General features: G+C 51.5%; 9 protein-coding genes. 4 read left to right on the plus strand and 5 right to left on the minus strand.

What is annotated here, in order from left to right; translation table 11 throughout:
- Positions 1-138: 138 nt before the first annotated feature.
- Both DBAC_RS17890 and ypfJ read right to left on the minus strand, forming a co-directional pair.
- Positions 139-3534: a PAS domain S-box protein gene (locus tag DBAC_RS17890; RefSeq protein WP_015773825.1), complete on the minus strand. Its 3396-nt coding sequence runs from the start codon at positions 3532-3534 to the stop codon at positions 139-141.
- A 293-nt stretch (positions 3535-3827) separates the two neighbouring features.
- Complete coding sequence (gene ypfJ, locus DBAC_RS08235; RefSeq protein WP_015773826.1) at positions 3828-4685, minus strand: KPN_02809 family neutral zinc metallopeptidase; 858 nt, start codon at positions 4683-4685, stop codon at positions 3828-3830.
- Positions 4686-5087: 402 nt separating this feature from the next.
- Between ypfJ and DBAC_RS08240 the strand changes: the two genes are divergently transcribed.
- The 4 genes from DBAC_RS08240 (at position 5088) to DBAC_RS08255 (ending at position 9224) form a co-directional block, all read left to right on the plus strand.
- On the plus strand, positions 5088-5645 hold the full coding sequence (locus DBAC_RS08240; protein ID WP_015773827.1) for a hypothetical protein: 558 nt from the start codon (positions 5088-5090) through the stop codon (positions 5643-5645).
- A 776-nt stretch (positions 5646-6421) separates the two neighbouring features.
- Positions 6422-6721 (plus strand): type II toxin-antitoxin system Phd/YefM family antitoxin, encoded by a 300-nt coding sequence (locus tag DBAC_RS08245; RefSeq protein ID WP_015773828.1) that lies wholly within the window; start codon positions 6422-6424, stop codon positions 6719-6721.
- Entirely contained in the window at positions 6718-7155 is a 438-nt protein-coding gene (locus DBAC_RS08250) for a putative toxin-antitoxin system toxin component, PIN family (RefSeq protein WP_015773829.1), read from the plus strand. The genes DBAC_RS08245 and DBAC_RS08250 overlap by 4 nt, the downstream gene beginning before the upstream one ends.
- 623 nt (positions 7156-7778) lie before the next feature.
- The gene (locus DBAC_RS08255; protein ID WP_228644951.1) at positions 7779-9224 is read left to right on the plus strand and encodes a Fic family protein; all 1446 of its coding nucleotides are present in this window, start codon (positions 7779-7781) and stop codon (positions 9222-9224) included.
- A 126-nt stretch (positions 9225-9350) separates the two neighbouring features.
- Here the strand turns inward: DBAC_RS08255 and DBAC_RS08260 are convergent, their stop codons facing one another.
- The 3 genes from DBAC_RS08260 to DBAC_RS08270 form a co-directional block, all read right to left on the minus strand.
- Entirely contained in the window at positions 9351-12548 is a 3198-nt protein-coding gene (locus DBAC_RS08260; RefSeq protein WP_015773831.1) for a hypothetical protein, read from the minus strand.
- Between the two features lie 138 nt (positions 12549-12686).
- On the minus strand, positions 12687-14021 hold the full coding sequence (locus tag DBAC_RS18385; protein WP_015773832.1) for a GNAT family N-acetyltransferase: 1335 nt from the start codon (positions 14019-14021) through the stop codon (positions 12687-12689).
- Between the two features lie 13 nt (positions 14022-14034).
- Complete coding sequence (locus DBAC_RS08270) at positions 14035-14445, minus strand: hypothetical protein (protein WP_015773833.1); 411 nt, start codon at positions 14443-14445, stop codon at positions 14035-14037.
- Positions 14446-14515: the final 70 nt, after the last annotated feature.

A 14515-nucleotide genomic window follows, 5' to 3' on the forward strand; every position in this document is an offset into this window, starting at 1 on the left:
GGACGATCATAGCTTGCAAATTTGGCCTGTTGAATACGCAGTCACCGCACAATATTTACAAAGCAAATACAGAAAAACACGTAGCCAACGGACTGGAAGAAGAATCAACCCGCCGGGCCCTTCTCCCGCTCGTTTCGGCTATGAACGGCTTGCCCGGCCCGACAAAACGGCGTCGATGGCCCGGGTCAGGTCTTTCATTCCGACCGGCTTGGCCACATACCCATCCATCCCGGCCGCCAGGAAGATTTCCTTTTCTCCGTCCATGGCAAAGGCCGTCAGGGCGATGATGGGAATGCTTCTCTTGTCGCCAAGGCCCGGATCGCTGCGGATGATCCGGGTCGCCTCGACGCCGTCCATGCCGGGCATCTGAACGTCCATGAGCACCAGGCCGAAATCCTGTTCCCGGAGCAAGGAGACCGCCTCGTGCCCGGTGCGAGCGACGCTGACCTCGTACCCGGCCCGCGTAAGCAGGGCGCGCGTGGCGAAAATGGTGACCTCGTCGTCCTCGGCCAGGAGGATGCGCACCGGACGCGAAGGCGATGGAACTTCGCCTAACGCTTCCGGAACAGTCGTGGCACCAGGCGCTGTTTTGAAGGACAGGCTGAACGAGAATGTGGTGCCGCAGCCGGGTTCGCTCTCCACGGCCATGGTGCCGCCCATGAGGGCGATCAACCGCTTGGTGATGGCCAGACCGAGGCCCGCGCCCTGATGATCGCGGGTGAACCCCCTGGTGACCTGGCTGAAGGGCTGGAACAGGGCGGAAAGGGCCGCGTCCTCGATGCCTCGTCCGGAGTCCGCTACCGAGAACAATACCCGGACGCTGTCGCTCTCGTGCGACGGCAAGGGGTGGGCCTCGACGGCAACGAACCCCTTGGTCGTGAACTTGAAGGCGTTGCCGATCAGGTTCATGAGCACCTGCTGGAAGCGCACAGAGTCCCCGACGACGAATTCTGGAAGCGCAGGGTCGAAATGATGCCGAAACTCCAGCCCGGCCTGCATGGCGATGGGATTGAAGAGATCGACGCTCTGCCCAAGCGCGTCCCGGAGGTTGAACGGTTCGATGCGCATCTGCATCTTGCCCGCCTCCACCCTCGACAGGTCGAGGATGTCGGACAACAGCCGTGTCAGCCGGCCCGTGGCCTGCAAAGCCATGGCGCAGGTCCTGTGCTGCTCCTCGTCCCGCGCCCCGGACTCCAGAAGCTGGATCATGCCCATGATGCCGTTCAAGGGGGTGCGAATCTCGTGGCTCATATTGGCCAGGAACTCCGATTTGGCCAGACTGGCGGCTTCGGCGGCCTCCTTGGCCTTGACCAGCTCGTTCTCCATGCGCTTGCGCTGATCGATGTCCACATGGGTGCCGACCATGCGTAGCGGCCGCCCGGCGGCGTCCCATTCGACGACCTTGCCGCGGCTCATGACCCACTGCCAATCCCCGGCCTTGTTGCGAAGCCGGAATTCAAGGGCGAAGGGCTCGCCGCGCTCGATGTGGTCCAACTCGGTTCGCTTGGTCTTCTCGAAGTCATCGGGATGCAGGAGCTTTTCCCAGCCGGTGATATTGAGTTCGAGATCGCCCGGATCATACCCGAGCATGCCCAGGTAGCGCGGACTGAAATACACCTCACCCGTCTGAAAGTTCCAGTCCCAAAGGCCGTCACTGGAAGCTTCCAGAGCCAAAGCAAGGCGCTCCTCGCTCAGGCGCAGGGCCTCCTCGGAGCGCTTGCGCTCGGTGATGTCGATGCCGATGCCGGTGAAATAGATGCGGCCTTCAAGTTCCAGACGCACGGCGGTCAAGAAGAAGGGGATGCGCCGTCCGTCCTTGGTCTGAAGCTCGGCCTCCTCGGTGCCGATGCCCTCTTCAAGCACGCGCTCAATGGCCCTGGCGACCTTCTGCTGAGAGGCGGGGTCGTCCCGGTACCAGTCCATGAGGTGCATGGCGCCAAGCTCCCGGTCCGAGTAGCCCGTCAGTTCGCAGTGCATCCTGTTCCAGCGCACCAGCCGCCCGTTTTGCTCGTACAGGTAGAGCAGGCCTGGAACGCTGTCGATGATCGCCTTGCTGAGGACGCGTTCGCGCTCCAGCTGCGCCTCGATGTACCTGCGCTCGGTTATGTCCAGGTTGATGCCCAGGATGCCGACCACCTCGCCCTGCATGACGATGGGCGCGCCCATGGAATGAAAGATGCGATGCCGCCCGTCGGTCAGGACCAGAACCTCTTCCTGCTCGATGGTTTCCCCGGCATAGAGGCGGTCGTGCTTGGCCTTCCATTTCTCGGCATTGTGGGAATGCCTGGACTGGGCGTCGAAATTCGCTGAGCAGAAATCTCCCCAGTGCTCCTTGCTGAGTCGGCTCTGGATGATGCCTCGGCCATCCTTGTCCCGCGCCCAGAAGTCCACGGGCAGGTTTTCAAGCATGGAGGAAAGCATGGCTTCGCGCTGGGCGAGCTGGGTCCGGGCCTCTTTTTCTGCGGTAATGTCGGTGTCGTTCCCGCGATAGCCCAGGAGATTCCCCGCGCCATCAAGCAGCGGAAAGCCATTGGTGGAAAGCCAGATCTCGCGCCCATCCCGGGTGAGGGCCCGGTTTTCGAAATTCGTGAATTCCCCTCTTCGGCCAAAGACCTCAAAGGCCGCGGATTTGAAAGCCTCGCGCCCGTCCTCCGGATGCAGGTCGAAAAAGCTCATGCATCCGACGAGCTCTTCCGGGGCATACCCCAGAACGGAAGCCGAAGCATTGGAGACATAGATGAAGAGGCCGCCGGCATCCACTTCCCAGGTCACGGTGCGGCTGTGTTCGGCGAGTTGCTCGAATCGGTCCTCGCTTTCGCGCAATGAGCGTTTGTAATTGCGGAAATGAACATGACTCGCGCCAAGGCCGGTCAGACCGAGCAGGCCGATGACCAGATGCGCGATGACGAGGTGCAGGCGTTGCTGCCCGGCGAGGCCAAGATAGGTTTGCAAAGGCACCGAGACACTGATGCCCCCGATGACGTCTCCCTGGGCATAGCCCTGGGCAGCGTGACATTTGAGGCAGGGCGGGTCGGCGAAAAGCGGACGCATCAGCCTGAAGTACGGCTGTCCGTCGAAGCTCTGCCGGGTGGTTTCCTTGAGGCTTCCCTCGACGAACGACCGCAGGACCTTTGTTTCCCACTCGTCGGGCGCGTTCTCGGGGCGCAAGGGCTCAAGGCTTGTGATGTGCCCGCGCAGACCGTACTTCTCCTTCCCCAGTTCATGCACCTGACGCGTCATGTAGGCCGGATTGACCAGGGTCAGTTTTTCTCCGCCGGTGGTTTCAACGTCGCGTTGCGGGATATGCTTGAGATAGGGATTGGGCGGGGTGTTCTCCGATAGCGGCACATACACCCCTCCCTGCATGGCGGCCCACAACCTGTAGGTCACGTCCTTGTGAAATGCGGCATTGGCCTCGGATTCGGCCAGCCCGATCAACGACCGTTCGAGGTGTTGCCAGTTCCACCCGAGGGAAAGGGCCAGCAGCATGATCCAGAATACCGCAGCCAGAATTGTCCATCGCAAACGTGTCATGCCGTGCTCGAGCTGAAGTGAACCGGGAAGCGCCGGGACGCCGCCGGACCTGTGTATGGCAATACCTAGAGGATGTGTCCGAATGTGTAAAGACAACCCGCAGGCACAGCGACGCCGCAACAAATAACGTCAGTTCGAAATCCAGACAGCGCCAACTTTTTATGCTTCGACTTCTGGAATCGAAGCCTTTGATGGACTGAAGTCTTGCAGTGGAAGCTTCCAAGACGGATGGAAGTTACGCCAAAGCGGGACGTGCCCCCCATTCCGGGGCCTCCTCGCCGTCCACGCGCTCCCTACATCGCGCCTGGTTTGAAGGTGTCGCCTTCGGACAGATCGCCGGTCCGGAAGCCTTTTCTGAACCAGAGCATGCGCTGCTCCGAAGTGCCGTGGGTAAAGCTGTCGGGCATGATGTAGCCTTGCGTCTTCTTCTGAATGGTGTCGTCGCCCACCGCGCTGGCCGCCGTCATGGCCTCCTCGAAGTCGCCCTCGTCGAGCAGGTTCTTGTTCTGGACATGGTGTGCGAACACCCCGGCCAGGTAATCGGCCTGCAATTCCAATTTGACCGACAGGGCGTTGAACTGCTCCTGGCTGATGCTGGACCGCTGGGAATGGACCTTATCAAGGATGCCCAGCAGGTTCTGGACATGATGCCCCACCTCGTGGGCGATGACATAGGCCATGGCAAAATCCCCCGGCGCCCCGAACGTGCTGTGCATGTCATCGTAGAAGCCTAGATCGAGATAAATTTTTCCGTCCAGAGGGCAATAGAAAGGCCCGGAACCGGAGGAGGCGACTCCGCATCCGGACTGCACGCTGCCGGAATAAATCGCCAGGGTCGGCTCTTCGTAGGCTTGCCCGCTCCTAGCGAACAGCTCGTTCCAGACCTCCTCTGTTTCCTTCAGCACGACCGCTGAAAACGTGCGCAACTGCGCTTCTTCGGCGCTTTCCTGATAGTTGCCCCCGCTCTGTTCATAGGCGGTCGGCTGTTCCTGGACCATTGTCAGCAGGTCCAGGGGGTTGCCGCCCATGAGCATGTAAACCACGGCAACAATCAGCCCCAAACCGCCCAGCCCCCCTACTCCAGCCCGCCGGACGCTCCGCCCTCTGCGGTCTTCGATGTTCGTACTTTCCTGCCGCCCGCGCCATTTCATAAGGATGCCCTCCTCGCCCCGGGGCGACCCCTATTCAGGACGTGCCGGAGAATTACATCGTGTTTCCATCAAGCAAAGCCTGAGGATATCGGGAGCAAAGCGACTATACCCATGTTTTCCGTCAGCAGGCAACTGAATCGGGCAAGCCTGCGTGATCCGTACAGACACGAAGGACGGGAGGTCGGGCTCAGGTAGCATTGATCTGCATCATTCGCATCGGTGCCTTAAAGGAAGACCCGATCCGGGCCTCTTGCGATCCGAACGTGATTGGCAGGCGATTTCCGACAAAGCAAACTTCACGGTGCGCCCCGTTCCCGCCGCGTCATCCAGCGCTGTCCTTGCGGCATCCCCCTTGCATTTCCATGATATTTCACTGCAATTTTTTCTTCTGGAGGAATCTGCATGACCTCGATCGAGAACCGCATTTCAGTGCACGACGCGCAACCGCTGGACATGGGCAAAATTAAACCCGTAGCTGTCTGGGAACAGCCAGAGGAATTGTTCGAGAATTTCATGAGCGCCCACGAGGCGATACTTGAATCGCGCCATTCCACGCGTCCGGACACATCGAAGAACCCGGCCTACGCAGCCTACGCCACTGTTCAGGTTGGAGGCCAGGTGGTGGCCGAGATCGACAATCACGGTTTTGTCACCACCTCCAATAGGGCGGGCGCCATGCTTGGAAACCTGCCGAACTCCGCCCAGGGAGTGATCTCAGGGCCGAACCTGGCCAAAGCCAGAGCGGAATATCTTGCCGACCTGCTCGGCGGCGAGGTGGTCATGTCTTCCACGGCGCTGACCCAAGCCGCATTTGCAAACGTGCCCCAGCCCAAGGTCGAACTGGACACGAAGGCCATGCTGTCCGACCCTCTGTACCAGAACCTGCAACGCCTGAAGCAGGCCAGGGCGCGATACATCGAAGGGCTCGCACCGGACGCCGCTTTCGGATCCATCGCCTAGGTTAAAAAAGAAGACTCGCGCCCGCCGCCTTCTTCAGGATGCGACCCGCTGAACTGCCAATTCAGCTTCGTGCGCAAAATGAAGAAGGCCGCAACGAGTGCGTACCTTGTTTAAGAAAAGTCAACGCGAGCCTCGACCCCTTTTGCTAACATTTCAGCGAAGGGTTCACGAACGATCAGTTCGAGTATGCCCATATTTGACACATAAGATTGCTTATTCTCTCAGATGGGTTACATAGAGTGAATGATAACATTAATAATAATTGTCAGCATTTTTCTCGTTCTTCTGGTTGCCGTGTTCCTTCTCAGGAGCAATCATGAAACGCTAAACCGCGAGATTAACATCTGTTTCAATGAGATGAAGGCGAAGGAAATTGGCAATCGTTGACGACAGCATCATGTAGCACCGCTCCGAACCGGAGCTTATTCTGCGAAGGAAGCTACAAAAAAGTTGCGGAACGACTGAAAGTGCTCCTTTGCGTACACTGAAAACAACAAAACCACCCGTTGTCGGATGGCTTGTTGTTTTTTTCATATTCAAGAGTGGATCAGATTATTGAGACCAAAATTTGCGTCTATATCCAATAAATTCATGATTCAAGATCAGATCTGATCCCAGTTTCCCATGTGGCGGACTTCAAGGCGGACGCGCTGGGTATTCTCAATCCGTGGCAGTAGAAGCGAAACGTGGCCCATTTCTTCACTTGACACGCATTGTCCCGGTTCATACTTGTAGCGAATATGTAGCCATATTGTAGCCAAGCAGAGGATGCCAGCATGAGATTATTCACCGATCGCGAGTTCCGCAACGAACCGGGCAAAATCCGAGAAGCACTCGCCGACCAGGAAGTCGTCATGACGAGCCGGGGCAAGCCATATGCCGTCTTGCTACCAGTCCACGACAGCAACGACATCGAGGAAGTCCTCCTCCTGGCACGCCGCATCAGGGCGCAGATGGCGCTTTCCGCCGTGCGACGAAAGGCGGCGCAGTCCGGTCTGGATAAAATGCCCGAGACGGAGATCGATGCGGAGATTTCGGACGTGAGGGCGAAACGCGGCCGGTCCGACGCAGAATGAGCGTACGCGTTGTCATCGACACCAACGTGCTGGTTTCTGGTTTGCTTGGCGTGTATTCCTATCCGGCGCGCATCATCGACCTTGTCTATTCCGGACGGTTCCACTGCGTCCACGACGACCGCATCCTCATGGAATACCGGGAAGTACTGTCACGCCCGAAGTTCGCCAGCGCAATTTCCGAGCACGAGAGAGACGACCTGATCGACTATCTGGACCGCTGGGGCCTGCATGTCCTGCCCGGCCCGATTGGCCCGCTTGCGGCCACCGCGCCTGATCCCTTCGACCTCCCCTTCGCCGAGGCGGCCGTCGCAGGACAGGCAAGCTACATCATCACCGGAAACACCGCCCATTTCGATTTCTTTTCGGGCAACCACTGGGGAATCCGGGTTCTGACTCCCAAGGATTGCCACGCCCTAATCTGCGGCGGCGCATGAACCGAAGCGACGCGTTCAGTCAATTTTACACTGGCATGTGATCTCGAAAGCTCGCCTCGCTGGCATAGCTTTGTCAAAAGAAGACCAGCCCTCTTTCCTGATCGATATTGGGACGCATGATCAGGTTTATTAAATTGGATGAGTTGTTTGGATTTTTGAAAATTCAAGATTCAAGATGCGACCCCATTTCCCGCGATGTGGCGGACTTCAAGACGGACGCGTTGGGTATTCTCAATCCGTGGGAGTAGAAAGGGTGACGATTTCGCTTTTCGTTTGCTATTTCTGACGATTTGTCTTGATTGACGGGCTCATGAGCGAAGATGCGTCAAAGGAAGCTCCCGTGCCCTTGACAGGCTTCGATAACTGTTTTTCTTGAATAATGCCAATTTGTAATCATATTTTAAGACACAAACTCATTTTTTGAGAACTCCCCCCGTTTTGACCTCACCCCAGGCATCTCAAACAATTATCTTGAAAATTACCGCAATAATAACTATATTTTTAGAATATACGGTTTTTATAATCATTTTTTGAGAGCCGTAACGATTTTTTGAGGTGTGATGATATTGGGCACGACACAGATCCGACCAGCAGGCTATGCGTTTCTGATAGAGCAATACGGCTTGAGCGCTTTGCCGAACTGGCACACGTCCTCAGTCAGCCCGACGGGGACGCTGCGCTCGACTGTTCAGGATGGGCGGGAGGAATCCGTCTATCCCCAGTCCTATTGGCCCGGAGACGGGACGGGAGGCCATCTGGAGTTCGCCCTCAAGTACGACGGCGTCAATCTTGGCATCCTGTCGGCCCTTTTCGACGTGGTTCCGCCAGAAGAGATAGCGGCCTGGGTCAATTCAAAACCGACCGGGAAATACGCCCGCAAAATCTGGTTCCTGTATGAATTCCTGACCGGACGGGAACTCCCTCTGCCGGATCTGACCAAGGGAAATTACACCCCGCTGCTTGAACCGGACCGTTACTACACCGCAGCGCCCGGCCGTCGCATGCAGCGCCAGAGAGTCATCGACAATCTGCTTGGGGGGAAAGATTTCTGCCCCATCATCCGGCGCACCGAAAAGCTCGACGCCATGGAAGGAATCGACCTGCGCAAACGGTGCGAAGAGGTCGCTGCCTCCTATCCACCCGAGCTTCTCAGACGGGCACTCACCTACCTGTACAACAAAGAGACCAAGTCCTCATTCGAGATCGAGCACATCAAGCCAAGCCCCTCCCGGACAGAGAAATTCATCGGCTTGCTGGAGATGGCCGAGCACAAGGACTTTTGCGAGAAGCCTCTCCTGATCGACGTGCAGAACCGCATCGTCGATCCCCGCTTTCAAGACTCGGACTACCGGGCCAACCAGAACTACGTCGGTCAAGCCGTTTCCTATCAGAAGCAGGTCGTTCACTATGTCTGTCCCAGACCGTCCGACCTCCCGGAACTGATGGAGGGACTCCTCACTGCCCATCACGTGATGAAGAAGGGCGCGCTCCCCGCCATCATCCATGCCGCCGCCATCTCCTACGGATTCGTCTTCATGCATCCCTTCGAGGACGGCAACGGCCGTATTCACCGGTTTCTCATTCACAATATCCTGTGCCTGCGCGGCGAGATCCCGAAAGGGCTCATGTTTCCGGTCTCCGCCGCCATGCTGAAAAATCCGGAGCTTTACGATCACTCCCTGGAGGCGTTCTCAAACCCGCTGATGCGGCTGGTCGAATACAACCTGGACGATCTCGGCCAGATGACCGTGACGGATGAGACCGGGCCTCTGTACAGGTACATCGACATGACCGCGCAGGCGGAAGCGTTGTATGATTTCGTCAAGATCACCATCGAGCACGAACTCGTGGAAGAACTCGATTTTCTGGCGAATTACGACAAGACCAAGCAGGCCATGCAGCAGATCGTTGATATGCCAGACCGTCTCATCGATCTTTTCATCCAGCTCTGCCTGCAGAACAATGGTCGTCTTTCAGCAAGAAGGAAGGAATCACATTTCGGATTTCTGACCGATGACGAGTTGGCCGGCATGGAAAACGCCGTTCGTGAAGGATATGCGAGGAACTGAGTTTCAAGGGGGAGAGGATCGGGCTCGGACAGATTCGTTAAAGGACGACCTGACCCCTTGCCCCTCCTGCACCATCTTCGCTATGTCCAAATTCGGCCAATAACGGACATAGAATGCCGCATAAAACTAGGAAAAATCTCGAATGCGAAGTGCCATTGATTCAAGGTCATGTTCTCCAACATTTGCTGCTAGTTTAACAGTAAGATTGTGCTTCAATATGGCGAGATCAAAGAGCAATTCTGGGATCCCTGAATCTCCGAATAAGGCCGGCAATATGTAGAATGCTCCAAAGTGACGGTATGAATTAAGAAATCTTTCTAAATTAGTACCATTGTCGGGCGTCATAGTTAGAGATCTACTGGCCATTGTCATCACTTGATTTGATTTGAAGCTGCTCGTTTCGGGCAATTTGGAGGTTAGCAGAACACAATAGTGATGCTCGTTTTGTTTCGGCAATCGCTGAATGATGGATAAAGAAATCTCTTCATTTTTATCCTGTGTACCAAACCGTTCCAACCACCGCTCAAAAATTTTTCTTCCGCCTTCCTCATTTTCAAAAAGAAACGCTATACATGGCGGCTGGGAAGGGCTGAATTGAGCATAAGCTGTTCCTCTCCACTGTGCTTGATTCCAAGCATGAATATCAATGACAGATTTAACGCTATATGCCCGGTGATCTTTTGGCATCGGCGGTCTGTCACTTTGAGATTCTATTTTATCATCTTCTTCTGTAAGTGGAACAAGGTTTAGCGCCGGGCGTTCGCTATGTAATTCGTAAGATTTCTGTATGGCGTCTTGCCAGTCTGCTATTCTGGAAATGCTGCGCGTCGCTATCCTGTGGTAACTGGTAGAGGCTAGCGCCACCATTGTCATTCTGTGCTGTACCGCCTCATCTGTATAAAGATTTTTCAGAAATTTATCTGCATCTTCAATGATACAGCATGCGGCAAGGACGTGGCCTGATACTTTCGCCCAGAATTTATGAATCTCGTTTTGATTTTCAAAGCTACTGGGAGAAAGATTAATGGGCCAGGTGATAGTGCCGGTTATATCCATGGCGCTCATTTCAAAAGATGGCTCGGGTGCTTTAGTGCATTCCACCACATTAAGCCGTAATTTTTCTGTATGAGGAACAATGCGCTGTTCAATCGCGGTGGCAAAGAAGGCCTCCAAAGAACCCAAAACAGCTTCCGCAATAAGGACGGATTGAGTGCTGCCTTCAACATGGATTTCAACGGTCATACCCAGAATAGTTGTGTTTAAAGTCTGCGGTTCTTCGGTGTTCAGGACAAGAGAGGCGCGCAGATTATGTGCAACAGGCTGGCTTGCGAGCATTGAAAAAATGCGGTTTGCATCTTCATCGGATTCATCCTCAGGTAAGCTGCCGTCGGCCCGTAAAACATCGGCATGGCCAAGAGTATAAAGAAGCGCAGACCGCGCCATAAATAATCCGAGAGCATCAAGGATATCCGGCAGATTCTCCAGATTACGAAGATCAGGTTCAGTCAAATTCAGTAACAGGCTGCCCAGCGCCATATCAAATTTCCGAATATCTTCGCTGACCTTTTCTTTCGAATCGTCTGCCAATGGAAGAGTGGCCAGAGCGCCGTTTAATAATTGAATCGAAAAGAGGAAATCGGGAATGTGACACAATTCCAGCGATATCCACGCCCAGATTTTCATCGTTGGAACAAAGCTAACCGGCAATGCACTGTCTTCTTCACCTTCCATAACAAGGGATGCGGCAAGAAAGGCACAGCTTGCCCGCGCAGCCCACAACAGGCCAGCACTCCGGTAGGCAAGCATCAACAGTTGAAGGGCTTCGATGAGATGTTCCGTGTACTCCTTTTTTGTCAGCCCTATAGCGGCTTTTCCAAGCAGGCGGATCATTTCAAAGTTATTATCAAAATCCAGCTTCTGTGCCCGTTTAAGGAGTATCAAAGCGCCTTCGGCTTCACTTTTCCGTTTGGAAACAAATTTTGCCGTTTTTTCTACCAGATCGTTGTAAGCGGGATCATTCCCTGCCACATTTCCGGCGACTTCCACCATTTGCACCAACCGGTCAGCTTTATACTCGCCAAGTCCGCTTGCTTTTTCCAAGGTTGCGGAAAAATCGCTCCAAACGCTGGCCAATTCCTCGCGTTTATTATCAAGCATAGCTTGGTTCATCCGGATAATAAGGAGAGAGGTTTGCGCTTCAAGTGCATTGTTGGGACGATCTTTATCTGTTGCTATCTTTCCTAACGCGTCCTTGAGCCTACCTGTGCGCTCCTCCAGCCTGCATTCATCGCGGGATATATGGTCATGAATAACGGAATTTACGAAGAGTTGAAGCAGATTGCTTAAAAATTCCAGATTCAAAGCATGATCGGATTTAAGCACCAGCGTTTCAAAGGTTTCATATGAACTCTTTAAAAAATGAAAATCATCAAACCACCAGAATGCCGTCCAAATATGTTCGTATTTGGCTTCCAACTTTTGCCGGTAGGTACCGTCTGCCTCTGCCAGTCGGATAGCTCGGAGAAATCTTCCGTCTGTTTCGTGGCGTGGACGTTCCATATTCCGGGAGAGCTTTGCCGCCAAGAGGGCTTCTGTAACCCGCTGTTGTTCCATGCCTGCAAAGGCATCAGGGTCATCAATGGACTTTTCAATTTCTGTCAGTTGCTTTGTCCGTGAATAGTCCGTTGGCCCCAGTCTTAGCGGATCATCTTTGGCTTCGCCGATTTTCAGGTAATTGTAGGCAATATCTTTACGATCATTTTCTATGATCTCTTTTACGATCCATGATCGATCGTGAATTGTAACCGGAATACCAAATTGTTCTGAAAGCTCATCCTCGATACGGGCACGAACCTTATCCCGTGCAAACCTGCTCGTGACAAAAAATATCCTTTTGTAATCACGCTCCGTTTCAACAATGCCTTTCACATCACTGCGAACCTTTACTGACCATTTATTTTCAGCACTAAAAGCAAAAGCCCATCGCTCCTGTGCTGACTTTAGCTCGCCAACATAAAACAAAGCCGCAACTTCTTCAGCTACGGGGTATGTTTCAGTATCAGCCTTGCTATCGCCTCCGCCATCCGGCCCCGTATGCGCGCGTAAGTTTGGACAAACCGTCCGTTCGCAGAGTTTCCGGCAAAAGATTTCAAAGTCATGTGTTTGATTGCGAGAGGTAATAGAATTTAAATGGTATTCTAACGTGGGAGTGTCCAGAAAGTAGGCTATCCGGTCTTGGGTATCCGAATAATATTCAGGCCGTAGTCCCCTCATGAATTGAGATGGTGAGATTATCTCCATATGTGATTCTTTATCTTTGGCCATTACTCTCTACTTTATAGTAATCAAAAACGTCCGCTTGGGTCGATATCGAACTTACTACGCTCAACGTGGAGTTCAGTGGTGAAATTCTGCGAATCCGCTGGAACGATTTGTTGAGCAATTTATATTAACTTTTAGAAATTAACCAAACTCCTCTGAGAGATCTAAAACATACACTCCTAATCTTTCCTTATGTGGAGGATATATATCTGAAAGTAATTTTTCTGTTTCTTCTCTATTATTTGAATTTGGAGCAATTAGTTTGTAGTTTTCGTGATTTAGCATTTCAGAAAACGTTTTATATATCCTTATTTCTTTTACTGTTCGAACGAGTCGTTCGTCACGAGACATAAAAACTATAGATTCACCACTCTTTATTGTTTTGATGTTGTCATACCCAACTCTAACCTCTAAAGTTTTTTTGCCTCTTTTTATAAACTCTAAAAAATTCTTTTTTAGTCTTATAATTCTCATAAAGCGATCCCTCTCAAACTCCTTACTCCATTGTTGAGTTGCTATACCAACTTGATATGCATCAGGCATTACACCATCCATCTGCCAACCAGCTTGTTCCAAAAATCTTACTTGTTCAGCGTCTGGTACTATATGAACATATACTTTCCTGCCATATTCTCTCAATAAACCTGGTACATCGAACAATAGAGCAAAAAATGCAGACGAATCTTTTGCCACAAATGGCATGAGCTTTATTGGCTCCCCTTTCTTAGGGGTAGCCCCTGTAACTCCAAGGACTTTTCCGTAACTATCTGTAGCTGTAAAGATAAGCTTGTATTTTGAATCAATATCTTTTGAATCTCTTCGATTATGACCATCAAATAATTTTTCAACCCATTCGTCATTAATACCAATAAAATCGTTAGGCAACTCTTCGAGAAGGATTCTCTTCACTTGCTCTTTGTTTTTGTCATCAAGAGGCAAAACTGAAATATGGTCAAAATCAAATTCATCATCTCCAGATATATGTTCAAAACTTTTATAAAGCATATATTCTGTATGACCGTCTTTGTAATGATTTTCGCTTTTACCTGCCAAAATAAAATTATTTTTCAAGAATAAACCTAATGCCTTTCTATTTTTTTCAGCAACAGTACAATATAATTGTCTACAATTATTTTTCTGAGCATATTGCTCAGCAGTTTTGATCAAAAAATTTCCTATGCCATTTTTACCTCTAAAATCTTTATGAACGATTAACGGGCTAATTTTACATGTTTTTTGTCGCTTGAGTACGAGGTGCAATAAACCTGCTTTATTACCATTTAGCTCTACAATAAACATTTCCTGCTTTAACGAAAAAAAGCCAATTTTATCGATTCCACCAGAGTTATGAGCATTGAAAATTCTCATAGCATGTGCATAATGGTCGCCACCATAAAATGGAGATAGTGCCTCTACCATTAAATTAATAACAAAATCTTTATCTTCAAAAGTGGCAGATCGTATACGTAAAAGCATCAATATAAAACCTTTAAATTTTAGTTGGCAAAGCGATAATTCCTAACCAAGCTCCGCCAGCAAAACTTAAAATTGAGAGAAATAGAGTAGAAAGCAAAACTACCCTAAGCACTGTACCATTAAATAAGAAAGGTCGTTTTTTAAACGCTTCCTCTTTAAAATATGTAAATTGAGTCATGTAACCCAGGATCGCAGAAATACCACCGAGAACGACACCAATAATAAAAAATGTTGCAGATATTTTTAGATTTTTTGACATAGACAAATAAATATTTTTTTCGATATCACCAATAAAAGTTAATGTTGCTATTAAAGCACCACCATTAATTAAAATTGAAATCGATACTGCTTGAGTAACAAAACCAAGGAATGATTTATAAAGTTCGACAAACTGCTCTTTTGACATTCTTTCGAATTCAATCATTTTAGCATCCACTTACTTATTAGTATTTCGATGATTTTTTTCTAAGCACAACGCAGTGTTCACCGATTTA

This window comes from Desulfomicrobium baculatum DSM 4028 (assembly GCF_000023225.1).
Classification (GTDB): domain Bacteria; phylum Desulfobacterota; class Desulfovibrionia; order Desulfovibrionales; family Desulfomicrobiaceae; genus Desulfomicrobium; species Desulfomicrobium baculatum.